21 protein-coding genes are annotated in these 25,169 nt (G+C 59.7%); 7 read left to right on the top strand and 14 right to left on the bottom strand.

The window, feature by feature from the left end; translation table 11 throughout:
- Positions 1 to 137: 137 nt before the first annotated feature.
- Positions 138 to 929, top strand: coding sequence for a tRNA cyclic N6-threonylcarbamoyladenosine(37) synthase TcdA (tcdA, locus tag CFT65_RS18555; RefSeq protein WP_088829485.1), 792 nt, complete (start codon positions 138 to 140; stop codon positions 927 to 929).
- 21 nt (positions 930 to 950) lie between these two features.
- Complete coding sequence (locus tag CFT65_RS18560; protein ID WP_088829486.1) at positions 951 to 2,828, top strand: cation:proton antiporter; 1,878 nt, start codon at positions 951 to 953, stop codon at positions 2,826 to 2,828.
- Here CFT65_RS18560 and CFT65_RS18565 read toward each other — a convergent pair.
- From CFT65_RS18565 to CFT65_RS18580, 4 genes are all read right to left on the bottom strand, one after another.
- Complete coding sequence (locus CFT65_RS18565) at positions 2,814 to 3,797, bottom strand: NADP-dependent oxidoreductase (protein ID WP_088829487.1); 984 nt, start codon at positions 3,795 to 3,797, stop codon at positions 2,814 to 2,816. The two genes, CFT65_RS18560 and CFT65_RS18565, sit on opposite strands and share 15 nt — an antisense overlap.
- 81 nt (positions 3,798 to 3,878) lie before the next feature.
- Positions 3,879 to 4,340: an acyl-CoA thioesterase gene (locus CFT65_RS18570; protein WP_088829488.1), complete on the bottom strand. Its 462-nt coding sequence runs from the start codon at positions 4,338 to 4,340 to the stop codon at positions 3,879 to 3,881.
- On the bottom strand, positions 4,340 to 5,425 hold the full coding sequence (locus tag CFT65_RS18575; protein ID WP_088829489.1) for an SMP-30/gluconolactonase/LRE family protein: 1,086 nt from the start codon (positions 5,423 to 5,425) through the stop codon (positions 4,340 to 4,342). The genes CFT65_RS18570 and CFT65_RS18575 overlap by 1 nt, the downstream gene beginning before the upstream one ends.
- Positions 5,426 to 5,525: 100 nt before the next feature.
- Positions 5,526 to 6,323, bottom strand: a complete 798-nt coding sequence (locus CFT65_RS18580) for an alpha/beta fold hydrolase (protein WP_088829490.1) — start codon at positions 6,321 to 6,323, stop codon at positions 5,526 to 5,528.
- A 398-nt stretch (positions 6,324 to 6,721) separates the two neighbouring features.
- Between CFT65_RS18580 and CFT65_RS18585 the strand changes: the two genes are divergently transcribed.
- From CFT65_RS18585 to CFT65_RS18595, 3 genes are all read left to right on the top strand, one after another.
- Entirely contained in the window at positions 6,722 to 7,804 is a 1,083-nt protein-coding gene (locus CFT65_RS18585) for an AraC family transcriptional regulator (RefSeq protein WP_088829491.1), read from the top strand.
- Complete coding sequence (gene cls / locus CFT65_RS18590) at positions 7,804 to 9,234, top strand: cardiolipin synthase (RefSeq protein ID WP_088829492.1); 1,431 nt, start codon at positions 7,804 to 7,806, stop codon at positions 9,232 to 9,234. Before CFT65_RS18585 ends, cls begins: the two co-directional genes overlap by 1 nt.
- Positions 9,235 to 9,317: 83 nt before the next feature.
- Entirely contained in the window at positions 9,318 to 9,995 is a 678-nt protein-coding gene (locus CFT65_RS18595) for a GntR family transcriptional regulator (protein WP_088829493.1), read from the top strand.
- 6 nt (positions 9,996 to 10,001) lie between these two features.
- Here CFT65_RS18595 and CFT65_RS18600 read toward each other — a convergent pair whose 3' ends face one another.
- Both CFT65_RS18600 and CFT65_RS18605 read right to left on the bottom strand, forming a co-directional pair.
- On the bottom strand, positions 10,002 to 12,218 hold the full coding sequence (locus CFT65_RS18600; protein WP_088829494.1) for a patatin-like phospholipase family protein: 2,217 nt from the start codon (positions 12,216 to 12,218) through the stop codon (positions 10,002 to 10,004).
- 7 nt (positions 12,219 to 12,225) lie between these two features.
- Entirely contained in the window at positions 12,226 to 12,831 is a 606-nt protein-coding gene (locus tag CFT65_RS18605; protein ID WP_088829495.1) for a hypothetical protein, read from the bottom strand.
- Between the two features lie 218 nt (positions 12,832 to 13,049).
- Between CFT65_RS18605 and CFT65_RS18610 the strand changes: the two genes are divergently transcribed.
- The gene (locus tag CFT65_RS18610) at positions 13,050 to 13,415 is read left to right on the top strand and encodes a hypothetical protein (RefSeq protein WP_088829496.1); all 366 of its coding nucleotides are present in this window, start codon (positions 13,050 to 13,052) and stop codon (positions 13,413 to 13,415) included.
- Between the two features lie 13 nt (positions 13,416 to 13,428).
- Here CFT65_RS18610 and CFT65_RS18615 read toward each other — a convergent pair whose 3' ends face one another.
- On the bottom strand, positions 13,429 to 16,230 hold the full coding sequence (locus tag CFT65_RS18615) for an ATP-binding protein (RefSeq protein WP_088829497.1): 2,802 nt from the start codon (positions 16,228 to 16,230) through the stop codon (positions 13,429 to 13,431).
- A gap of 89 nt (positions 16,231 to 16,319) precedes the next feature.
- Here CFT65_RS18615 and CFT65_RS18620 point away from each other — a divergent pair, with 89 nt between their 5' ends.
- The gene (locus CFT65_RS18620; RefSeq protein ID WP_008173223.1) at positions 16,320 to 16,553 is read left to right on the top strand and encodes a DUF2789 domain-containing protein; all 234 of its coding nucleotides are present in this window, start codon (positions 16,320 to 16,322) and stop codon (positions 16,551 to 16,553) included.
- Here the strand turns inward: CFT65_RS18620 and CFT65_RS18625 are convergent.
- The 7 genes from CFT65_RS18625 to CFT65_RS18655 all read right to left on the bottom strand — a co-directional run bounded on the left by CFT65_RS18625 (position 16,547) and on the right by CFT65_RS18655 (position 25,140).
- Entirely contained in the window at positions 16,547 to 18,040 is a 1,494-nt protein-coding gene (locus CFT65_RS18625) for a GGDEF domain-containing protein (RefSeq protein ID WP_088829498.1), read from the bottom strand. The genes CFT65_RS18620 and CFT65_RS18625 overlap by 7 nt on opposite strands.
- Positions 18,041 to 18,108: 68 nt before the next feature.
- Positions 18,109 to 19,041 carry a tyrosine recombinase XerC gene (gene xerC / locus CFT65_RS18630; RefSeq protein WP_088829622.1) on the bottom strand — a complete coding sequence of 311 codons (933 nt, stop codon included), beginning with the start codon at positions 19,039 to 19,041 and terminating at the stop codon, positions 18,109 to 18,111.
- A gap of 28 nt (positions 19,042 to 19,069) precedes the next feature.
- Positions 19,070 to 19,816, bottom strand: coding sequence for a DUF484 family protein (locus tag CFT65_RS18635; protein ID WP_088829499.1), 747 nt, complete (start codon positions 19,814 to 19,816; stop codon positions 19,070 to 19,072).
- Positions 19,817 to 19,832: 16 nt separating this feature from the next.
- Positions 19,833 to 20,747 (bottom strand): diaminopimelate epimerase, encoded by a 915-nt coding sequence (dapF, locus tag CFT65_RS18640; RefSeq protein WP_088829500.1) that lies wholly within the window; start codon positions 20,745 to 20,747, stop codon positions 19,833 to 19,835.
- Positions 20,748 to 20,761: 14 nt separating this feature from the next.
- Positions 20,762 to 22,012 carry a diaminopimelate decarboxylase gene (lysA, locus tag CFT65_RS18645; protein ID WP_088829501.1) on the bottom strand — a complete coding sequence of 417 codons (1,251 nt, stop codon included), beginning with the start codon at positions 22,010 to 22,012 and terminating at the stop codon, positions 20,762 to 20,764.
- Between the two features lie 41 nt (positions 22,013 to 22,053).
- The gene (lptM, locus tag CFT65_RS18650) at positions 22,054 to 22,215 is read right to left on the bottom strand and encodes an LPS translocon maturation chaperone LptM (RefSeq protein ID WP_228705891.1); all 162 of its coding nucleotides are present in this window, start codon (positions 22,213 to 22,215) and stop codon (positions 22,054 to 22,056) included.
- Between the two features lie 66 nt (positions 22,216 to 22,281).
- Positions 22,282 to 25,140 (bottom strand): class I adenylate cyclase, encoded by a 2,859-nt coding sequence (locus CFT65_RS18655; protein ID WP_088829503.1) that lies wholly within the window; start codon positions 25,138 to 25,140, stop codon positions 22,282 to 22,284.
- Positions 25,141 to 25,169 lie beyond the last annotated feature (29 nt).

A 25,169-nucleotide genomic window follows, 5' to 3' on the forward strand; every position in this document is an offset into this window, starting at 1 on the left:
CCGTCGGACTGGGTACTTTTGAACGCCACGCTCTGCGTGGCTTTTTTTATGGCCGTTTTTCTGTCTGTGCGGTCACTGGGTTACAATTGCGCTCTTTGATTTTGTACGGCTTTTGAAAGGACCAACACGGGGACACCATGAACGCCGACGATTACGCTTTCCGCTTTGGCGGCATCGAACGACTCTACGGGCGCCGGGCCCTGGAAGCCTTTCGTCACGCCAATATTGCCGTGGTCGGTCTTGGCGGGGTCGGGTCCTGGGCCGCTGAAGCCCTGGCCCGAAGCGGCGTTGGTACCATCACCCTGATCGACATGGACGATGTCTGTGTGTCCAACACCAACCGGCAGCTCCATGCTCTCGAAGGTCAGTACGGGCGCACTAAAACCGACGCCATGGCTGATCGGCTGCGGGCCATCAACCCGGACGCAGACATTCGGGTACATTTCGGTTTTCTGACCACCAAAAATGTCAGCGAACTTATCAACGACGGCATGACCGGCGTCATCGACGCCATCGACAGCGTCAAGGCCAAGGCCGCACTGATTGCCCACTGCCAGCGCCGGAAAATTCCGCTGGTGTCTGCCGGTGGCGCGGGGGGACAGATCGATCCTACCCAGATCCAGGTGGCCGACCTCAGCAAGACCACCCAGGACCCACTATTGGCCAAGGTTCGAAACCTGCTGCGGCGGGAATACAGCTTTTCAAGGAATCCAAAGCGTCGCTTTGGCATTGAGGCCGTATACTCCCTCGAGCAGCTGACGTATCCTGCCGGAGACGGGGAAGTGTGCCATCAAAAACCTGCCACCGACGGCCCGGTGCGCCTGGATTGCGCCTCCGGATTTGGCGCCGCCAGCCCGGTGACCGCCAGCTTCGGTTTATTTGCGGCTTCCCGAGTCCTGAACCGGATTGCCCGGCGCGCCAACCAATAGATCAACGGACCTGAGACCATTATGCCTGTCAGCACTGTCCTGCTTCTTGCCAGCATTGGCGTTTTATCACTGTTCTGTCAGTGGCTTGCCTGGCGCGTGCGTATGCCAGCCATCCTGTTCCTGTTGGCGGGTGGTATTGCAGCCGGGCCTGTCCTGGGTTTTCTGGCCCCGGAAGTGGTGTTTGGTGACCTGTTATTTCCGGTCATATCCCTGGCCGTTGCCATTATACTGTTTGAAGGCAGCTTGACCCTGCGTTATGAGGAAATCCGCGGCCACGGCAAGATGGTCCGCAACCTCATTCCAGTGGGGTCCATTGTCACCTGCATCATCGGCACCCTGGCTGCCCGATGGCTTCTGGACGTCTCCTGGGCAGTCGCCCTGCTGTTCGGCGCTATTTCCATAGTCACCGGCCCGACTGTGATCGCACCGCTGCTACGCTCCGTGCGACCGGATTCAAAACTGGCCAACATACTGCGCTGGGAAGGCATCATCATTGACCCGGTCGGCGCTCTGCTGGCGGTTCTGGTATTCGAAGGGATCGTGTCCTGGGGCCAGGGCAACGTGTTTGGCCACTCGTTGTATATCTTTGGAAAAACCCTGGCCGTGGGTTTTGTGATCGGCGCCGTTGCCGGATATCTCAACGGCATAGTGTTACGCAAGCACTGGATTCCGCAGTACCTGCATAACGCCGGCACACTCACCTTCATGCTCGGCGTCTACGCCATTTCGAACGAACTGGCCCATGAATCCGGCTTGCTAACCGTGACCGTCATGGGGATCTGGATGGCCAACATGAAGCAGGTGCCTATCGAAAGTATTCTGGAGTTCAAGGAATCCCTGAGTGTTCTGCTGATTTCCGCCCTGTTCATCATCCTGGCGGCACGGGTTGAGTTTGCCGCGATTGCGGAACTGGGCTGGGGCCTGGCAGCAGTGCTGGCCCTGCTGATGCTGGTTGCCCGCCCGCTGAGTATTATCCTGTCTGCCATCGGCACTAATCTGAACTGGCGTGAGAAACTCTTCCTGAGCTGGATCGCCCCTCGGGGCATTGTTGCCGCTGCTGTGTCAGCGCTGTTTGCCTTCCAGCTTCAAAAACTGGGCTATGAGAGTGCCGGCGCCCTGGTACCTCTGGTGTTCATGCTCATCATTGCCACGGTTACCCTGCAAAGCCTCACCGCACGGCCGGTCGCGCGCCTGCTGAAGGTCGCGGAACCCGCCGAATACGGCTTCCTGATTCTGGGTGCCAATCCGGTCGCGCGAATGATCGGCAAGGCACTGAAAAAGTACGAGGTTCCGGTTACGCTGGCCGATACCAACTGGGAAAACGTCCGGCAGGCGCGCATGGAGAATCTGCAGGTTTACTTCGGCAACCCGGTATCCGAGCATGCCTCGACCCACCTCGATCTCACAGGCATCGGCAAGCTGCTGGTCATCTCGCCATACAAGCACATGAATTCCCTGGCCACGTACCATTTCCTGGACTGGTTCGGAAACAAGTGTGTGTTCAGCCTGGCAGAGGGTGATCAGGACCAGAAGGCCCGGCACCAGACGGCCGAAAAAATCCAGATGACCCGGGGTCTGTTTGATGGCGTCAGCTACGCCAAGCTGGCCAGCCTGGTGAGCCAGGGCTACACCGTGAAGACCACCCAGTTGAGCGAGGAATTCGGTTACGAGGAGTTCCTTAACAAATACCAGAACCAGGCCCTGGTGCTGTTCACGTTCGACAGCAAGGAGCATGTCGCTCCGGTTTGCAGCATGAAAGACCTGAAACCGGAAGACGACTGGATCCTGGTCAGCCTGGTACCGCCCCAGGCGAGAAAGGAGCGCAAGGAGAAAGAGGGTGGGGAACCATCGGCCAGCCAGGATCAACCGGCCGACCTGGAACCTTCATCGACAATCTAGCACCAGCTTGCCGCGCACGTGCCCGCCTTCCAGCAGTTCGTGGGCCTGCGAGACATCGTCCAGCGCGAACGCCTTTTCGATGTGCACCTTGACGTCGCCGTCCTCAATCAACTCGGCAATCTCATCCAGGTGAAATACATCGGGGCGGACGGTCATGCCATGGGCGCGTAAACCCATTTCCTCGGCGGCACTGATGATTTCGTCAGCGGTAACCGTGGGGATGGTCACAAGGACGCCCTGCTCGCCCAGAGTGTGCAAGGAGCGTTTGCCGGTATCACCGCCAACAAGATCCAGCACCACGTCCAGGCCATAGCACTCTTCGCCGATATCCGTGTTGTGGTAGTCAATCACTTCGTGGACCCCGAGTTCCGCCAGGAAATCCCGGTTACTGGCCGAGGCCGTTGCAATCACATGGGCACCGCGCTCCAGTGCAAACTGCACCGCAAAATGGCCGACGCCACCGGCGCCAGCGTGGATCAGGATTTTCTGCCCCGACTCCAGTTTCGCCATCTCGAACAGGGCCTGCCAGGCAGTCAGCGCCGCCAGGGGCAAAGCACCTGCAGAGACCAGGTTCAGCTCTTCCGGCACAATGGCCAGTTCATCCGCCGCCGCCAGGGCATACTGCGCATAACCGCCACCGCCGGCCGGGAATCCGACCATACCCATGACCCGGTCGCCGGGCGCCAGGGTGGTCACATTGGCGCCAACTCCGACGACCTCTCCGGCCACATCGTAACCCGGCGTCCAGGGCAATGAATTCTCGATCTGCCGGGCCGCGAAACCAAGCCCTTTCCGGGTTTTCCAGTCGATCGGATTGAGCCCGGCACCGTGCACCCTGACCAGCACCTGATCGTCTCCCGGGACGGGTACATCAGCTGTGACCACCTGCAGGACATCACGGTCACCAAAGCGATCGTAGATGACATGGCGCATCGTGGCTTCAGCATTCTGATCGGCAGTATTTTCCATGAGGATCTCCGGACAACAGGTTAAACGGGATTGGCTTTGAACAAGACTAGCTGAAGTAAAGCACAAAAGACCTCGGGTGGCCTACAGCCCTTTGCCTCCGGCTACCACAGCGGAACCGAGTATCTCGGCGAATTCTTTTGGCGCACGGGCGGGCCGCTGGCTTTTCAGATCAACACAGGCGTGGGTGGAAACCGCTCTGGCCAGCGTTTTGCCATCCGAGGGACGCACAAGCTGGAACTGCCGTGCAGACCGGAACCGGCCATCATAATCGGTCAGCCAGGTCCCCAGAACCAGTTGATCGCCGGCGTTCGCCGAGGCCAGGTAATCGATTTCCGTGCGGGTGATGGCCATCGCCTTGCCGGTTTTCTCGTGCAGCTCCCAGGTCATACCCAAACCTTCTATGTGTGCCCAGCTGACGTCTTCCAGCCAGCGTACGTAAACAACGTTGTTGGCGTGCCCCAGCCGATCGGTATCCTCGGCCCGCACCGCTATCTCTATCGTGAAAGGCGCCGGCAGATCCCAGGCAATATCGTGTTGCTGCATCAGTTGATGTCCCCCAGACCCGGAATGGCCTGCAACGGTAGCCGACCAATACGATCATTGTGAAGTGAACCAAAGTAAAGGTTGCCATCGTGAGGATTCACCGAGGTGATTTCCTGCAGATGGGTACCCCGGGTGTCGTGGAGGCTGGTAATAATCTCACCATCCCGATCAAAGGCGATCACAAGGCCATATTCTTGTGGCGCAGGTTTCAGGCTGTTCGGGAGTTTGGCCACCAGATCCTTGAGCCAGGGCCGGGGGTGCATGGCGTCCATCCTCGAATCTCGAAGGGTAGGAAACGCCACCCAGTAGCGCTCTTGATCATCCACCGCGAGGTTGTCGGGAAAACCGGGCAGATTGTCGGCAAACACTTCCGCCTGCCCGGCTTTTGGCCCGTGAATCCAGTATCGGAGAATGCGGTATTTCCAGGTTTCGTTAACCAGCACGTAATCGCCCTCGGGAGATACCGCAACGCCATTTGCAAAATGCAGGTTGGCCAGAAGAACTTCGGCCTTGCCGGTTTTCGGAGAGTAGCGGAGCAAGCGGCCATGGGGACGCATTTCCAGCAGGTCCAGCAGGTAGTCGGGCTGCCGGAACTTGGAACTGGCGTCGGTGAAGTAGGTGCGCCCGTCATCGGCAATGTCGACATCATCGGTGAAGCGGAACAGCGTACCCTCCGCCTCGCGGGCCAGCACGGTAATCTCGCCATCAGGACTGATGGACAGCAGCCCCCGCCAGGAATCTGCAACAATCAGGTTGCCCTGGCCATCAAACACCATGCCCAGGGGCCGGCCATCGGTGGACAGCCAGTTTTCAACCCGGCCATCCGGGAACACCCGCACAATGTAGCCATCCTGGGTGCCGGTATACAGCACTCCGTCCTGGTTTACGGCGGTGTCCTCGGGGCCGTAAACCTGGCCCCGTGCGATCAGCTCCGCAAGCCTCAGGCGCTCATTTGGTGCAACCTCGCCGGTCAGCGGGGGGGGCGACGGCGGGTTCCAGGCTTTGCTGTCGACGGGCGAGGGAGTCAGCAGAAAGCTGCCAAGCAGCAGGAAGACAACCAGCAAACCCACCATCAGCCATTTCATACGCTCTGCCCGCCTGTTGTTGTGTCTATTCCGTGTGTCCGCGATTGATTCACCTTAGCAGACGGGCCGGTGAGCAGGAAAATGCCTGACAAGGCCCCTGTCATTCATCGGCGCTGAGGAAACGGCGGCAAAGGGCAGCAAAGGAGTCGGCCTTTTCGACATGCAACCAGTGGCCAGTACCCTGGATAATCCGCAACTGAGCCTGCGGAAACAGTCGCTGGATATCATCCCGGTGTTTCTCCTGGATGTAGGCCGACGCCTCACCCTTGAGAAACAGCACAGGCCCCTCGAAAGGGCCATCGCCCTCAGGCGCCCTGGCGAGGTTTTCATAGCAGGCATCGATAACCGGCAAGTTAAGCCGCCAACGGAACATTGGTCCGGCCTCCTGCTGCTCTTCCCGCGGAACCCGCTCGAGATTCTTCAGAAGGAACTGGCGCACACCCGGCTCTTCGACAAAATCAGCCATCAGCCTGTCTGCATCCTGACGGGAACGCACACTCGACAGGTCAATGCCGGTCAACCCCTCCAGAATGGCATCGTGCCGAGGTTTGTAGTTTACCGGGGCAATGTCGGCCACGATCAGTTTATCCACCCGCTCCGGCGCCTGGAGGGCAACCTGCATCGCCACCTTGCCACCCATGGAATGGCCCAGCAGACTGACCTTTTCCAGGCCCTGGGCGTCCATGTAGGCAATGACATCTCCGGCCATGCCCGGATAATCCATGGTGTCGGAGTGGGGCGAGCTGCCGTGGTTGCGCTCATCCAGCGCATGAATCTGCCACTGATCTTCGAGACGGCGGGCGATACCCCCCAGGTTGTCCAGGGAGCCGAACAGCCCGTGCAGCAGTATCAGGGGTGGGCCTTCGCCGGTAATGCGATGATTCAGCGCAACAGTCATGGGCAGTCAGTCTCCGGATTGGTCTGTGTTTTCAGATCGGATACATTACCACTGCCAGTCTTTCGAGCAAGTGCAGGTATTGGCGGTCATTTTCTAGAGACGAAAAAAAGCCGGGCAGAGCCCGGCATGAAGGTCATAGACGTTACGCCTGAGAAATCAGCAATAGAAGATGCTGTTCAGGTACTCGGCGAGCTCAATCACGTTTTTGCGCTCAAGCTCGGTATGGGGTACGAAGATTTCCTGTTCCATAAAACACCTCCTGATTGCTTTTCCATTGCTTCAACCTGATACCCTGATGCTATCGTTAAAGCCACGGGTAACCGTTGACAGGCGGTTGCATACACTTGACATTTTGTATCAGTCATCATGACAGGTCGTTAACTATCAGGCCGTATAACGTGACATCTGCCCAACCAGATTCCACCAGCGCTCCCCTGGTTGCTGCCTCCAGCACGCTGGCACTGGTTCATTACCTTGAGCGCCAGGGCGTGCTCAATACACCGCGTGTTGAACAGCTGACAGGGCTGGCAATGTCGGAACTCATCGACCCGGACCGTCGCGTACCCGCTGATGCCCATTACCGGCTCTGGGAGCATGCAGAGCTGGTCACAGGCGATCCGGGAGTCGGGCTGCATGCCGGACAGGTCGTGGACCCGGAACGAATGGGTCTGGTCGGGCATGTATTTTTCAACTGCGACACGCTGGGAGAGGCTGTTACCCAATATGTGCGCCTGCACCGGCTGATCAACGAGTCGGTATTCCTGAGTTTCGAGCAGACCGCCGATCAGGCCATTCTTTGCTGGCAGCCAGACATGGCCGAACATTACTGCCGGCAGGATATGGACCGAACCCTTGCGGCGGCGATCACCCGCACCCGGCACTTCATCCACCCGGGTATCCGGGCCGAGTGGGTGGTAATTGCCCACGCTGCGCCGGTCTATGCAGACGAGTATGAAAAACTCCTCGGTGGGCCGGTCCGGTTTGACTGCGGTGTCACCAGGCTGGCGTTCAACAGCCGGCATCTCGGGCATCCGATACCCCGCCGCAACCCATATGTTTACTCAGCAGTGCTGAAACAGGTCAATTCACTGTTGGCAAGACTGCAGACCCGTCGCTCCTTCGGGCGCAAGATTCGCCGGCTGATTTCAAAGCAGATGGCCACCGAGAGGATCGACGCCGACAGCCTCGCCCGCCAGTGCCACATGAGCCGCCAGACGCTTTACCGAAAACTCAAGAAGGAGGGCCTTGGCTTCCACGGGTTGGTGGAGCAGGTTCGGCAGGACAAGGCGCTCAGGTATGTGGCCGGGGATCAGTACGCCCTGGGCGAGATTGCCTTCCTGCTTGGATTTTCTGAACTCAGTGCCTTCAGCCGGGCGTTTAAACGTTGGACCGGCAGCTCGCCGGCCGATTACCGCGCGCGGCATCTGGCAACGTCAGGGTCAAAGAATCAGGAGCCGGGTTCCGGCGACGGAGAGCGATGATGGACGAACTGTCTCTGGTTGCGATCGCGGTAGGGGTTGTTTACCTGGGCGCATTCGCCTGTATTTATCGCATTCTGCTGACCTACCGGACCACCCAGGGCGCCATCGCCTGGGTCATTGCCCTGATCGGGCTGCCCTACCTGGCCGTGCCAGTGTTCGTGCTGTTCGGACGCCATCGGTTTGGCGGGTACGTGAGGGCCCGACGGCTGGGAGACGAATCCCTGACCAATCTGCTGAATCGGTTCGAACGGCAGACCACCTCCATACCGATCCCAATCAGCGACCGCTTCAAAGACGAGCTCCAGGTGCTGTGCCGACTGGGACGCCAGCCGTTCACCGACGGCAACCGGTGCACGCTGTTACGAGACGGCGAAGCCACCTTCGACGCCCTGTTCGAAGCCATGGAAGACGCCGAGCACTATATCCTGCTGGAATTCTACATCGTGCGGTCAGACCGGGTGGGCCGTCGGATCAAGTCGATTCTCGAGCGCAAGCTCGCCCAAGGTGTGGAAGTCTGGTTTCTCTATGACGACATCGGCAGCGTCTGGCTGCCGCGCAAGTACCTGAACCAGCTTGCCGCCGCCGGCGCTCGCGTGGCCTCGTTTGGCGACGGCAACATCCGCCGGCGGCGGTTCCAGATCAATTTCCGGAACCACCGCAAGCTGCTGGTCTGCGACGGTAAAGTCGGTTTTGTGGGTGGCATCAATCTGGGCGACGAATACCTGGGCACCGCCATGGACCAGGAACCCTGGCGCGATACCCACTGCCGGATTGAGGGCCCGGCAGTCACCGGCCTGCAGCTGGCCTGGCTGGAAGACTGGAACTGGGCCAGCAACGATTTTCCCAGTCTTGACTGGGCGCCGGCCAACAACCAGCCGGGCGACGACGAGGTGCTGATGCTGCCAACAGGGCCAGCCGACACCTGGGAAACCTGCACCCTGTTTTTCCTGAACTGCATCAATAACGCCCGCACGCGGCTCTGGATCGCCTCGCCCTATTTTGTTCCGGATTTCCAGATCATGAACTCCCTGCAGCTGGCGGCGCTTCGGGGCGTGGACGTACGGATCCTGATTCCGGAGAAATCAGACAGCCGCCTGATCGGGCTGGCCGCATACTCCTACCTGGTCCAGGCCTGCAAGACCGGCATCGGGATCTATCGCTACCAGCCAGGCTTCATGCACCAGAAAGTAATTCTGGTGGATGATCGGTATGCGGCAGTGGGAACAGCCAACATGGACAACCGCTCGATGCGACTGAATTTCGAGATCACCGCCATAACCACCGCCAAGCATTTCATTTGCAGCGTGGAATCCATGCTGGAACAGGATCTGGACAATTCCCGGCTGATGACCGAGAGCGATTACAAGGATCGGTCGATCCTGTTTCGCCTGGGTTGCCGGGCGGTCCGTCTGCTGGCACCGTTGCTGTAGGCCTTCCGGCCACTGGCTCCGGAATACCCGATGTGCGACTATGCCTACACGATTCAGCCAGTATGCAGTAGCGACAAATCACCATGAATGCCTTCAAGCCCAGAGAAACACTGACCGAGCAGGTCGCGCGCCATATCGAAAACCTGATTGCCTTTGGCCAGCTTCGGTCTGGAGAACGGATCTACGAGGGTGCCATGGCCAAGCAGATGGACGTCAGCCACGGATCCATCCGGGAAGGGCTGTTACTGCTCGAAAAGCGGCACCTGGTCCGCAACGTCGCCCGCAAAGGTGCGTTCGTGACGCCACTGGATGAACATTTCGTTCGCAGCCTATACGAAACCCTGGAGCTTTACCTCACCCATACCGGGCGAAAGCTGGTGCGCAACTGGCAGCCTGATGACATGGCGCGGCTGCAAACCCTCTATGACCAGATGCAGGCCTGCTACGAGAAAAATGACCTGATGGCCTTTCTGGAGCTGGGTATTGAGTACACCAAGGCATCGCTGGCCTATGCCGATAACTACTTCATTGTCTCCGCCATTGATGACCTCTGGCCGTCGGCAAAGCGCTGTGCTTTCGTCGCCTTCCAGCAAGGAGGCAACCAGGTGATCGAAGACAACCTGTCGCACATGGAGCAATCCATCAGCGCCATCAATGATCGGGATGAAGACCGCCTGGCAGAGATCCTGCACCGTTATGCCCTGCAACAATGCCAGCAGGTTCTGGCCGCCATTGAAAAGACCGGCAACAAGACTGCCTGAGGGCCTTCAGTAGAAGAGCTGAGTGAACGAGAAACCGATATTGAGATAAGCCGTCCAGTTGTCCTCGTTGTTGTAGGCTGCTGCCAACTGAACAGGGCCCAGGAATGTATCCACGCCGGCGAACACACTGGAGGATTTCACCGAGCTGTCCCAGCTTGCCTCATCCAGCGAGGGCCAGGCATTGCCCGCCTCGAACCCGGCGCCGACGAACCAGGGCAACAGTGGTCCACCAAAGCTCTGGCTGGCGTAGGCGGAGATCATCAACGCGTTGTCCCCGGTGATCTCACCCGGCGCATAAGCCGATAACCGTCGAAACCCGCCCAGGCGGACCGCATTCTCAATGCCCGGCGTGCCCCGAGTTACGGCATGGGCATACACTAGTCCGGTCAATGTCAGGCCCTTCCAGCTCTCGGTACCTAGCCCCAGGCCTGTTACCGAATCGAACTCCCGGTCTGATCCCAACCCCTCACGCTCGAAACGGCCCCGAAGGCCGGCAAAACCACCGGCGCGGGGGAAAAACGTATCATCCAGCGAATCATGAACCACTTGCAGGGCTATTCCACCCTGATGCACGGAACCCTCAGGGGCCACCGGCTGGCCGATCTGCTCATCCACTGTGGCATAGCCCCGGGCATAGATCAGGCGGATCTCGGCATTGCCGCCAATCTCCATACCCAGAGCCAGATCCACGTTTCGGAAGGTCACGTCTACCTCCGCGATGCGAGTGCCCGACGTGTCAAACAGGCTGAACGTATCCCGGGAATATTCGCCACCCAGCACCAGGAATCGCTCATAGCCGTAATCCAGGGGCTGATACCACTGGCTCCGCAGCCAGGGCTCGGTGCCAAGCTGAACACCGGTCTGCCACTCACCACCCAGCTCGTTCAACTCGGTCATTCGCAGAGATGAGGCCAGATTGAAACGGGTTTCCCCGTCGAAGTTATCCTCATAATTGAGCCCGAAAGACAGGTAGTTCGGCCCCCAGCTCTTCTCCTGTACACGTATGGTCAAAACCGTACCTTCGGGCGACGACGACGTGGAGTACGACACGATTTCGTAGTAACCGAGGCCATAGATCCGTTTGAGATCTTCTTCCAGCTGCTCGGTATTCAGAGACTCGCCGGTTTTCTGCCGGATTCGCTCTTTGAGGAAGTCGCGGGCCAGTCGCCGGCTGTCTTCAATCTCGATACGTGAAACAATGTTTGACCCGCCGTCACGTGCGGCCACATTCTCCCGCCAGGCGGTCCACGCCTCAGGGGATACCGACAGCGGCCGCAGCTCGACACCGTGCTCCCTCGCGGCACTGGCCCCCAGTTCAAACAGTACTGGTGCATCGTAAAAATCGGCGGAGCTGTAGCCTTCAAGATCGGGACGTATCAGCACATCACCATCGGCCAGCAGGCCCAATTGCTGATCGGTATTTCGTCGGGTCATGATGGTTGTAAGCTGACCGACCACGGAAAACGCGCCTCGCAGTTCGTCGGTCTGCATCAGGCTGTCAGTAATATCTATGGCGATGATAACGTCAGCACCCAATTTCCGAGCAACGCTGATTGGCAGGTTATTGGCGACGCCGCCATCCACCAGCAAACGGTCATAGCGTTCCACCGGCGCGTAAACCCCTGGAATGCTCATGCTGGCCCGAATGGCCTCAGACAGGTTGCCGTCACCGATTACCACCTGCTCACCGGTCTCCAGATCCGTGGCAACCGCCCGAAATGGAATGGGAAGCTGATCGAAGTCTTCAACCAGAGCGGCGTTACGGGTCAATTCGTTTAGGATAAAACCAAGATTCTGGCCGGCAATCAGCCCACCACCGACATGCAGACCATCGGCGCGAACACCGATTCCCGGAACCACCGGAAAGCGCCAGTCATCCTGCTTTCGCCGAACCGGCTTGTAGACCCGGCCGGGATCGTCGCGAAAGCTGGAAAGCCAGTCCATTTCGATAAAGCGCTGCTCAATGTCGCTGACCGGCATGCCACTGGCGTATAGTGCACCAACTGCAGAACCGGCGCTGGTGCCCACCACCAGGTCAACCGGCACCCGCATTTCTTCCAATACCCTCAGCACGCCAACATGGGCCATACCCTTGGCACCGCCGCCACTGAGAACCAGCCCCACCCGGGGGCGCTCCTCTGCCGGAGCCAGAGGTGGGAGGAAAAACAGGGTAGCTGTCAGCAGCCAGGACGCAATCCGAGCCCAACGGTTGCGCTGATTCACAACTGGCTCATTTCCGCTCGGAGGAGTCGTCGTCCGCCAGCGAGAGGTGGGACACATCAGGTATCACCGGTGGCGGCAGATCGCGTTCCACGCCCAGGTCACTGCCGGCCGGAGCGAGGCTCCATTCATCCAGGTGCTGGAACATCGGCGGCTCCACTTCGGTCTTCTCTGTCAGGCTGACTCCGACCGGATCCAGACTCAGACCGGAGCCGGAAAGTATCGTGTCCACCTTCTCGCCCGCCACCGGCAGACGATCGCCGGGCTCGGTTTCAGGAACCCCACTCCGCTTCTCTTCCGCAGGCGGGGCTGACGGCGTCGGCTGCTGACGGGGCTGACTTGCGGGGGCCGACGGTGCTAGTTGTGGTGCCGCACTGGCAGCAGGCCGGGCATCAGCCATCGGCTGGACATAAGCCAACATGCCGTGCTTTTTCAGCACCGCCCGGTATTTTTCAGCCTGAACCTCCTCCAGCTTGTTGCGAATAACCACCGGCTGGCCACTGAACATGCGGTCAACCTGCTCAAGAGAGGCCTTGAACAGGGTGCGGGCATTGTTGCGCGCTGTTTCCAGATCCGTTCCGGGAACGCATTCCCCTTTAAAGACAAGCTGAAACATGCGTCTTCCTCTTAACGTCCGTTTTTCTTACATCATAGTTGATCGTATCGCGCACCGGGAGCCCGAGACCCCGCCCGTTACTGTATCGAGACTGCAAACAATTGAAAAATTAATGTCACATATCGCGCAAAATGCGACAGACTCTGCAATAATCTCTCGTAACTAAACTTTACACTTGGTTACAGACTAACCGGATTGTCACCAGGGAGTGGCCTCCAATGACCTTGAAACATTCGCTCAGCGTCTCTGTCGCAGCTCTGTTGCTGTCGGCGCAGGCTGCCCATGGTGAAAACCTCGACGTTCTTATGAGCCAGGTGTTCCCGGAAGCCCAGGCAACCTATATCGGTTTCGAGAGCGTTGAACGGCAGGATATTCCTGCCAGCGCAGCGGTCGACCGCAAGTACCTGATCGTGGATTTCCGCCTGGCCTCGAATCAGATGGCATCTGAACAGCTTCAGGCCAGCGTGCACAAAGTCTGCATGGCCCTGCTGAAAGACCGTGACCTGATCCGCCAGCTTTCGGATTCCGGCTACGACATGGTCTCGGTCGCCTTCGATCGACGCTCGCAGTTCGATTGCCTCTGAAGCACCTGACACCTTACTCATCGCGGCCAAGCAGTTTCGGGAACGCCTCAAGGACGCTGTTGACCGCATCCAGATTGAACGCCTCGACATCAGCAAGCAGCCTTTCCCCGTAGCGTGTCACGGACCGTGAGCGGAACCGCTGACCCCAGGCCAGCACCCGACGGGCAAAGTCTTTCATCTGCTCCGGATCGCCACTCTCTCTTACGGCTTCCCATTCATCACCGAAGTCCGCCGCAAGCTGCTCCCTGAGCCAGCCCCGTTCCTGGATGCTGAGGGTCTGGGCCAGCAGCCGATCTGATTCTTTCGGCGCTCCTTCGTCTTCCGCCTTCTCCACCGTCGCTTCCACCCGAGGCAGCGTTACCGTAAAGACCGAACCTGTGCCGGGCTCACTCTCCACTTCCAGCTCGCCGCCCATCATACGGGCCAGTTTCCTGCTGATAGCCAATCCGAGGCCGGTACCCCCATAACGCCGGGTGTTCTGCCCCTCCTGCTGCTCAAAGGCATCAAAGATTCGCTCCACCTGGTCCTGCGGGATTCCGATCCCACTATCGCTAACCGTGACGATCAACTTGTAATACTGGCGCTCCGGCGCTTCTGTAGCTGGCTCCCCGTTTGCGGACAAGTTCTTCAGGGGCTTGGCTGTGGCCCGAACCGTCACACCACCGTCATGGGTAAACTTGATGGCATTGCCGACCAGATTGAACAGGACCTGCCGCAGGCGGGTCTCGTCCAGCATCATGGCAGCGGGCATGCGTGAGTCGACACTCACTTCCAGAGTGATGCCCTGCTCCCGGGCCCGCAGATCAAAGATGTGGCGAACATCATCCAGAAGCCTGCGCACCGACACGGCAGAGAAATCGAGCCTCATCTTTCCTGCTTCGATGCGGGACAGGTCCAGAATGTCGTTGATCAGCATCAGCAGACTTCGACTTCCCGCCCGGATGGCGTCCAGGTAATTGCGCTGCTGCGGGTCGGTAACACTGTTGCTGAGCAGATCGCTGTAGCCGATCACCGCGTTCATCGGCGTTCGTATTTCGTGGGACATATTGGCCAGGAACTCACTCTTGGCAAGGCTGGCGGCCTCCGCCTCCCGGGCCAACCTCTCGGCTTCGAGCTTGGCAGCCCGCAACTCGTCTTCACTCCGGCGCAGGGCATTCTCCGACCGGATACGCTCATCCACCTCCCGCGACAACTTGCGGTTCCAGTACAGGAAGATCAGCACGACCAGGATGGCGATCAACACTACCCGCCGCACCACGGTGTAATCGGTCTCCTGCTCGATATCGAGGTGAATCCACCTGTTGTAGATGGATTCTGTCTCGCTGGCTTCGAGGCTGCCCAGCGCCTTGTTCAGCACCCGGTGCAGCTCAGGGTTGTCCTTGCGCACGGCCAATCGCAGATCGTACTGGTAGGGAGTGATGCTGGTGATCCTGAGATTCGACAGCCCCAGCCGGGCCACTGTGTAACTGACCGCCGGAATATGGGTAACCATGACATCCAGGTCGCCGTTGGATAGCGCCAGAAGCCCCTCCTCCACCGTGTCCATCGGGTAAAGATCCAGGTTCGGATGATTGATCAGCAGGTAATCGTGGGCCGCATGCCGGTTCACCACACCCACCCGTTCCGTGCGGAGTTCGCGGAGATCTCCGATAAAGCGACCGTCGTCCCGGATGGCAAGGGCGATGGGCACGGTCAGATAGGCCCGGGTAAACAGAAATGCCTCTTCGGTGCGCGGCGTCCGGGACAACCCGGGAAGAATATCCACCTCGCCCGAACGCAGTTTCTCTTCAGCATCTATGCGGCTTCCAGCTACAGAGCGCGTAAACCGCACGTTCAGCTCGGTTTCCAACCGGGTCAGCAAATCCGGAACCAGGCCGGTGGGCCGGCCATCCTGAGTGTATTCAAACGGCGGCCAGTCCGCGCGAAAGGCGACTTTCAGATCCGGATGCTGCTTGAGCCACTCCATATCCGACCCGGACAGTTCCAGGCCACTTCGTTCGAGGGACGGCTGATCAGCCTGCAGCCACGACTGGCGGATGGTACGGTGCTCGTTATGGCCGATTGCGGCAACGGCCTTGTTCAGCACCTGGTAAAGAAGGTCCCGATCGGTATCCACCCGCAACACCACATCCACCTGGCTGTTATCGAGTAATACCGACAGGCCGATACCATTCACCATCGCCGACTGGAGGTAATCGGAAACCACTGGCACCGGCGCCAGAAACGCATCGGCCTGCCCCGAGAGAATCTGGCCGACGGCTTCGCTGACGTTGCTGACCGGCACCGGCGTAAACTCTTCGACGGGGTCCAACATGGGATACTGGTTGGGATCACCGGCAATAACCGCAATCCGGCTGCCCTCAAGATCCGCGAGGGTCCGGATGGCCGCGTCGCCGGCGCTGACGAACACGCCATAGGTAAGAGACATCAGGGGATCGGTGAAACGCTTGCCGGGCACCACCGGCATCCCCGGCATTCGAGTGGTCAGAACCGCATCGGTTGCCAGCTCACTCCTGACCGGGCCGCTATCCTGCCCGGTTTCCAGGACGATGGGCTCCATGGCGACGCCCAGCTTGTCCGAGAGCCGGGCAAGGTAGTCAATGTAGGTGCCGGCAAGCACTCCATTGCCGGTATCGAAAACCAGCGGCACCTGATCACTGCGAAGACCGATGCGAAATCGGTCCTGCGCTTCCAGCCAGGTCAGCTCCTCTTTGCCCAGCACGGGGGCCGGCGATGCTTGCGGCGGCTCCGCCCGCAGGGGGGATTGAAACAACGCCAACAGATAGCATAGTAAAAAGGCAAGGGTAACCTTCACTGGATATCCTTAAGGGTTCCGCTACATTTCAGGGAACAATACCTGCAAACGCCATTGATTTCATTCAGACCAAAGGGAGACAAATGCCCATGGACACCAGCAAACACACCCTCAGTACTCTGTTCGAGCAACTAGGCCTGGCGTCCGACGCCAAAAGCATTGAGGATTTTGTCGCCAGGTACTCGCCTCTGCCAAGCGAGGTTGCCATCCAGGATGCTCCCATCTGGTCCGAAAGCCAGTCTCACTTCCTGGAAGAAGGCCTGGAGGAAGACAGCGACTGGGCGGAGGTGATCGACGAGCTGGACGCAATGATGCGTCACTGAACGTCGGCACTGTCGCTGATCATCACCTGATCCCGGCCGGCGTCCTTGGCCTGATAGAGGGCCCGGTCGGCGCGGTCAAACACCGATTCCTCGGTGTCGCCGGCAATGAATCCCGCCAGGCCGGCTGAGAAGGTCACAGTGACCGGCTCGCCCCGGAAGTGGAACGGGAGCTTGCCCACATGTTCCCGCAACTTGTCCACAACTGCCCGCGCATCTGAAGGTTCGGTTTCCGGGAACAGCACCACGAATTCCTCGCCGCCAAAACGAGCCACAAAATCGGTGGTGCGCAAGCGATCCCTGAATCCCCTCGCAACCAACTGCAGCACCCTGTCGCCGGCCTTGTGACCGTAGGAGTCGTTGATCCGTTTGAAAAGATCGATATCCAGCACACCGACAGTCAGCGGATGGCTGTAGCGTTGCCAGCGGTTGTACTCGAATGACAGTCGCTCCTGCCAGGCTTCACGATTGGGCAACTCGGTAAGCAGGTCGGTCATGGCCCGGAGCCGTTCCTTACGGACCTGCTCCTGCATCTGTTCTGAATGGGCCTCCATGGCCGCCACTTTCTCCTGCATGGCCTCAAGCTGCTCAGAGAGCGCACGCTCACGCTCGGATTCCTGGGTACGGAAACGGCCTACCGCCTGACCAATGGACTCAAGGTGACGACTGACCGACTGTTTGAGATCCTGAAGATCACCGCTCTCCTGCAAACGTTGCCCGACCCGCTCAATCTCCTCGCGGATCTCCCGATCGAGGTGCTCTGAGGCATCCAGTCGGCCGGACTGGGCCGAGGACTGGGCCGAGAAGTGTTCCCTCAACAGCTCCAGACGTTCATCGAGACGCTTGAGAAAGGCTTCGAACTCGCGTTTGCTTCGGGTAACCGCAGCGATTACCAACTCAGCCACGTGGTTCAGGCCTTCGCGCAATTCGTCCCAGTCGTTACTGGCCAGCAGAGATTGCTGCAATGCCCGGGCCCGGGCCTCGGCGGCGGGCTCAAGGGAGACCTGGGTAAGCATCTGACCCAACAGTTGGCCCACACGGCGGGCAATGCGCAAACGCTGGACGTTGTCCTCGATATCCTGTTCATTATCCGGGAGAGACTCCGGCTGCTCGCTGCTTTCGGGTAAAGGTTCCGGGCTGGCCTGTTGCTGCTGTTGCTGGGGCTCTTGCTCTGGCTCTCGCGCCAGACGGGAGAAAAAGGAAGGCTTCCTGTCGTTGGCAGACTGGCGTTCATCGAGCAGGGCGACCTGACGATCAATCTGATCCTGCAAGTCCTTCCAGGCGTCCACATCTACCCGGTTCTTACGCAGGTCCTTGCGGATGCGAGCCAGCAAACGATCCAGCTCCGGGGTCTGGCCTTCGGAGGCGAGACTGGTGCGCACCAGCATACGTTCAAGGGTATTCCGCTCCGCCTTCCACTGCTTTTCCCGATTGTCTGCAGACTCGAGTTCCTGAAGGTATTTTTCCTTCCAGGACTGATCCGATGCCATGGAGCGCCCCCGCCTATCCTTGCCGTACTGTTGATGTGTAAAAAGCCCCTGAACGACCCTTGCTGGTCTCAGGAACTCTCGTCACTGGTTTTACCATGATACCGATCGCGTCGTGCCCTGGGGTGACTCTGGTCATAAACCCGGGCCAAATGTTGAAAATCAAGATGAGTATAGACCTGGGTCGTGGCAATGTCGGCATGCCCCAGCAGTTCCTGTACGGCACGCAGGTCACCACTGGATTCAAGCATGTGGCTGGCAAACGAGTGTCGCAGCAGGTGTGGATGGAGTTTCTGGTCGGCACCGCGGCTGATTCCCCAGCGGCTGAGGCGGGCCTGGATACTTCGGTGGCTGAGTCGTTCGCCCCGTTGGCTGACAAACAGCGCGGCCTCACCGTCATTGGCCAGCGCCACTCTGTACGGTAGCCAGACCCGTATGGCTGCAATGGCTTTTCGTCCGACGGGCAGCAGGCGCTCCTTGCCACCCTTACCCACCACGCGGACCTCACCATTGCGCAGATCGACGGTATCCAGATCAAGACTCGCCAGCTCCGCCAGTCGCAGCCCGGATGAGTACATCAGTTCGAACATGCACAGGTCGCGGGTTTCCAGGGGGTCACCCGGCTGGCCATCAAGCAGATGATTCAGTTGATCCACGTCTGCGACGCGGGGCAGCCGACGGCCACTCTTGGGGGCCCGGATATCCAGCGCCGGATTATCCGACGCCAGCTTCTCCCTGAGCAGGAACTGATAGAAACGGCGGGTCGCCGAGAGATGTCTGGCAATGCTCCGGCCTGACAAGCCCTCCCGGCTGAGCGTCGCCACGTAGCGTCGCAGATCATGGTTGCTCACCCGTTGCCAGGCAATGAACCCACTGCGTCCCAGCCAGTCCGCCAGACGCAGCAGATCGCGCTGGTAGCTGTCGCAGGTTCTTGGAGAATGGCGTTTTTCAGAAGCCAGGTGCCGGATAAACTCCGTCAGCGGCCCGGTCAGCTCATTGGGCACTGCCGGACTCTCCGGGACCTCTGACACCCTAGCGGGACTCCGTGGCCATATCGGTGACCGGAGCAGCCGCGGTATGGCGTTGCACCATGGGGGGCAACAGGCGGCTGAGAGTATCGCTGATGTAGCTCAGGAACAGTGACCCCATACTCTGGTCAAAATAGCCTGGCTGGCAGCTGCCGACCGCGAACACGCCCACCAGCTCATCATGCCTCAGCGGAACCAGAGCCACAGAGGCTATCGGTTCTTCACGGTCCGGGAAGAGAAACTCCCGCTCGCTCTCCCGGAACTGGCCGCATACGGCCCTCTCACCTTCCAGCAAGCTACCAAGCCGCTCGCGGGCCACGTACGGGCTCACCACATGCAACGCGCCCTGGGAGGCCTCGGGCAACTCGACATCAGTGAACAACAGCACGGAGGCGGCGTCGAGCCCGAAATCACCACGGATACTGTCATCAATGGCCGCGGCCATGTCATTGAGGGTCCGAGCCTCAATCACCTGCATCAACAGACGCTTGCTCTTTTCGAACAGCCGGTCGTTGTGGCGGGCGATGGACACCAACTCCACCAGTTCCCTGCGCAGGGTGTCCCGCTGCTCCCGGAACAGGTGCACCTGGCGCTCCACAAGGGAAATCGCCCGACCGCTGTCATGGGGCAGGGTCAGACTGCGCAGCAGCTCGTCCTGGTCGATGAAGAAATCGGGGTTGGCGCGCAGGTAGTCCGCCACCTCTTCCCGGGTGAGCTCACCGGCCTTCTGTCGGGCCGTTTGTTCTGTCATGGAGTACTCCTGGCTGTCAGGATCGTTGTTTATGGGGGCGACCGCTCCTGCGGCGACGACCACCAGAATCACCCGGCAGCCTTAACTGCCCCTCAAATACGCTGGTTGCAGGTCCTTCCATCATAACAGGGGTCCCTTCACCCTGCCATTCGACGACCAGCTTGCCACCCCGCAGCTCGACTTCCACACGGGAATCCAGCAGGCCTCGCAAGCAGCCCGCAACAACCGCGGCACAGGCGCCACTGCCGCAGGCCAGGGTCTCGCCGGAGCCTCGCTCAAACACTCGAAGGCGAATATGGGTACGATCCAGAATCTGTAAAAATCCGATATTGGCCCGGGCCGGGAACCGGGGGTGCCGCTCCAGCTTGGGCCCCAGGATTTCCACTGGCGCCTGGTCCACATTCTCAACCAGCAAAACACCGTGAGGATTGCCCATGGACAGGGCACTCAGCTCCACTGTCTGGCCGTCGACATCCACGGTATAGACATCCTTGCGGCGGTCGGCGGCAAAAGGAATAGCCGGCGGATTGAACTCGGGCACGCCCATGTTGACCATGACCATGCCTTCGCGACCGATGCGAAGCTCGATCACGCCCTTGGCGGTCTGAACCCGGATTACTTTTTTGTTGGTCAGGCGCTGGTCACGGACAAACCGGGCAAAGCAGCGGGCACCATTGCCGCACTGCTCCACCTCGGAACCGTCCGCGTTGAAAATGCGGTAGCGGAAATCGACATCCGGCAGCCCGGGCGGCTCCACCACCAAAAGCTGATCGAAGCCGATTCCGAAATTCCGGTTGGCCAGATCCCGGATCATCTCCGGACGCAGGCGAAACGGCTGGCTGATGGCATCCACCACCATGAAATCGTTACCCAGCCCGTGCATCTTGGTAAATCGAAGCATCGGGCCCTGACTCCGGCGTTGCTGTGTCATCTCCTCGCCTCCGCTCATTCCGGAAGGCAGCTCTCGGGTGCGAGCTGGTCTTCGAGAGTTTCACGGCGACGAACCACGTGCACCTGGTCACCATCGACCATCAGTTCCGGCGGCCGGTTCCGCGTGTTGTAATTGGAACTCATGACAAAGCCGTAGGCACCGGCAGATCGAACCGCCAGCAAATCGCCCGCCTGAAGGCGCAGATGACGTTCCTTGCCCAGGAAGTCGCCGGTTTCGCACACCGGACCGACCAGATCCCAGGCTTTTTCCTCGCCTTCCTGGTGCGGCGTAACCGGAATGATTGCCTGCCAGGCGCTATACAGGGCCGGTCGGATCAGATCGTTCATGGCCGCATCAATGATGGCAAAGTTCCGGTGTTCGGTGCACTTCAGGAACTCGACTCTGGTGACCAGGATGCCAGCATTGGCAGCAATGGATCGGCCGGGCTCCAGAATCAGCTCCAGCTTGCGGTCACCCAGGCGTTCGGCCAGCGCCTTCACGTAATCCGACGGCTGTGGTGGCTGCTCCTGGTTGTAGGTGACACCCAGGCCGCCGCCCATATCCAGGTGATGGATGTGGATGCCCTGGTCCGCCAGGGTGTCGATAAGCGCCAGCACCCGATCCAGGGCGTCGAGGAACGGGGACACACTGGTCAGCTGGGAGCCAATATGGCAATCCACACCTTTCACCTCAAGGTTCGGCAGGCCGGCAGCGCGAGCATAAACACCCGGTGCTTCGGCAATATCGATCCCGAACTTGTTCTCTTTCAGCCCCGTCGAAATGTAGGGATGGGTGCCGGCGTCAACATCCGGGTTCACCCGCAGAGAGATGGGCGCCTTTACGCCGAGTTCTCCCGCCACCGCATTGAGCCGGTCCAGCTCGGTATCAGATTCCACATTGAAGCAGCGCACGCCCACCTCAAGCGCCCGGTTCATTTCCCACTCCTGCTTGCCGACGCCGGAGAACACCACACGGGACGGGTCGCCGCCGGCCCGCAACACTCGCTCAAGTTCACCAGCCGAAACAATGTCGAAACCGGCACCGAGCCGCGCCAGAACGTTCAGCACCGCCAGATTGCTGTTGGCTTTGACGGCGTAGCACACCAGATGCGGGTGATCCCGCAGGGCGTCGTCATAGGCCCGGTAATGCCGCTCAAGCGTGGCGCGCGAATACACGTAGGCCGGCGTACCAAATCGATCGGCGATGGCAGAGACAGGGATATCCTCGGCGTACAGCTCGCCGTCGCGGTAGTTGAAATGATCCATGAGTTTCCTGATTCGTTTAACGGGGCCGGGAGGCCAGAGCGCTAGTCGCGGGTTTCTTTGCGGTCGGGCTGTTCCTGAGCCGATTCCGCCCCGGACGTCGTCGACGCGGCCTGACTGTCACGGTACAGCGGACCTTTCTGGCCACAACCGCTCACAAACAGAGCCAGCATCAGCGCCATTATCGGCAGAGTCCACGCTCGCATATAGGCTACCTACCCCTGAGTTCACTATGAGCGCAGTATACCTGACACCCGCCCCGGGCCGCGAGGTCAGCGCGTCTTTGCAAGGTGCCGATTCAGGGAATTCTCCAGCACAGACCGGTAATAGAGGTACTGGCTGGTCTGGATATCCTGCTGATACACCCGGGGATCGAGGTCGTGGGGCAGATGAACATCGGTCAGGTACACCGGGTAAACCTCGTCACTCTGGCGCAGGGACCGAATGTAGTGGGCCACCGCCGGAATCAGCTGATCGCCATACTCCTGGACGCTGAACTCCTGGTCACCGCAGAAGATATCGAAGCGCAGACGACTGTCGCCCTCGTGAATGCCCACGGCCTGAACCTCAAACCCGGGCAGGGGCACACCCGAATCCGATTCGGGCCGGTATTCCGCACGCCAGGCGCCGTCGCGCCGAACAACCTCGTAACACTGAACGCCCGCCACAACGCCGGCCGAATCGGTATGGCGCAGCAACCGCCGTTCGATCAGGTTATCCAGGAAGCGCAGCACCGGCACCAGCAAATGTCGGCGACTGGTCACCGCCTGCTCCCAGCTGAACACCGAGCCCAGTTCGTCAACCACCCAGAGCCGGGCCCGGTCGCCGAGAATATGGTAGAACACCTGGATGTTATCCGGTTCGCTGGCGAGGCAAACCGCCCGCAAGGCCGGCTCATCCTGCAGCGCGTAACGATCGAACACCACTGGCAGATAACGTTCCTGGGGCAATGCCAGGTGTTCCATCAGCGCCGCGAAACTCTCCAGGGCAACAAATCCCGGCTCAAAGCCATTGAACTGAAGCAGGAAGTAGCGTCGATCCATCTCAATCACATAGCGCAGCGGATGCGGTCCGCTACCACCGGCAAAAAAGGGCCGAAGCACATCGGCAAACAGTTCCTGAACCCGTCGGGCAATAGCAGAGCCGTGCCCCCGATTGTGGCAGTGCACATGAATCTCGGGCAGTTCGGCAGGGTTTGCTGCAACCGAGGCGAGGACATTCTTGAGGCATTGGATAAGGGTATCGCCGGCGGCGTAGTGCTGCAGGCTCACCTCGTGCCAGCTATTGAAGGTAATCTGGTCAATACTGATAACCAGATTCTCCCGACCGCCGCTGAATCCCAGCGAATCGTGACGCGAACTGAGCTTGTGAAGCCCCTTTTCCGTGAGGTGCGCCTGGGGATCGACGCCCACGTTTACCAGTAGCAGATTCCTCAACGGCCGGACACCCCGCGACAATGCTTCCCGTTCCGCCGGCGCAATCGGAAATGGCAGGAACGCGGACAGGGCATCCAGCATTTCACGCAACTCGCTGACGGAAGCAATACTGGTGCCGGACCGCACATTCAGTCGCGTCGAACGGGTCAGCAGGCCATTGCAATAGCACCAGACCATCAGTTCCGCCAGATTGCCGGAGCGACGGATAACCGGTTGCCAGAAAGCGTCCGCCGGGTCTTCGAGGTCCCGGTACAGCAGCCAGCCGTCGGCGTCGCCGCCCTGCTCCGACTGATGATGAAATGCCAGGTTTTCCTCCGCCAGCGACGGGGCAAGCCCGGGATTGATCTGCTCGATCTTGCCGGCCTTGCGTTGAAACGCCGCATAAAGCTTGCGGCCCAGCAGGTTGATATCGTTGGCGCTGATGGCGGCGCGTTGGCCATGCTCCCTGGCCATTTTCGACAGCAGGCGGTAACCGTGGGTCAATTCGTTGACGATGCTGCGACGCAGGGTGGTGACATCCTCTGCCCGCCAGCGTTGACGATCATCCAGCTCCGCCAGCGTGTTTTCGTTCCAACCCCAACGTGTAACCAGCTGGCGCAGCAGGCGGGCACGCCACTGTTCTCCGGAGGCCTCGGACCGGGTCAATGGCAAACCGGCTTTCAGATACAGACTCCGGCGGATCAGATCCAGCCTCGACGCCACTTCCGGCCCGGCCAGCCAACCCTCCAGACGATGGTAGAGCATGACGTAAGGGTCGAGGCTGTCGGCATCGGTTTCGCCCCGGAAAACGGCCCGCTTGAACTGGCTGGACAATAAAGCCTCACCGGTGGTCCGCGCATAGCATTCAATCAGAAGCAGTTTCAGAATGGACTTCCAGGGCGCATCAATCCCCTTGTACAACTGCCAGACCCCGGCACCGAGGAATTCTTCCTCAGGAATCACCGGCACCGGGCCAAAGTCGATATAGTCCTCGGCGCGCACAAACCTGTAATCCACCAGCTTGCGCATGCAGTCATCGTAGCTTTCCTCCCGCTCCGCAGGAATCAGCCACCACATGGGCCAGGCTCCGGCCAGATGGATGCTGGTCCGGTAGAACTCGTCCAGCAGCAGGAAATGCTGGGCACTGCCACAGTTCTCGCCGGTCACCTCCACCCGCTGCCGGCCGGCCCGCCAGTCCGAGGCACAGAAGACGAACACATGAAGTTCGACACCGAAAGATTCCGCCCAGCGGGCCAGCTTCACGGCTTTGCGCTCAAGACAGCGGATGCCCCGCTCGGGCAGGTCACTGCGGTGACAGAGCCAGACGTCGAGGTCACTGGCCACGGAATGACCAAGGGTTCCCGGGCTGCCCATCAGGAACATGGCGTCCAGATCCGGTTTGCGCTTGCCTTCATCCTTCAGCGAAAAGGTCCGGGCCAGCCGACGAGCCGCATTGATGGTGGCCGGTGACGGCTGGTAATTGCTCAGGCCATAGGGGCAATCGCTGTCCAGGTAACCGGGCAGGGCCGGATGGTTGAGATGAAAAACCAGGGGCAGAATCTCCAGCACCATTTGCTGGCGATAGGACAGGGCCGAGTGGGCACGATTCCAGCGCTGCTGATTGACCAGCAGAAACCGGTCCCTCAGGCGACGGAGGGTTTTGCGATCTATTCCCTCCTCAAAGTCGAGGGAAATCGGGGCAACGTGGGCGGTCAAGGCAGCTCCGCAGAGAGGTTCTTTTCAGC

Source organism: Marinobacter sp. es.048 (assembly GCF_900188435.1).
In the GTDB taxonomy this organism is placed as follows: domain Bacteria; phylum Pseudomonadota; class Gammaproteobacteria; order Pseudomonadales; family Oleiphilaceae; genus Marinobacter.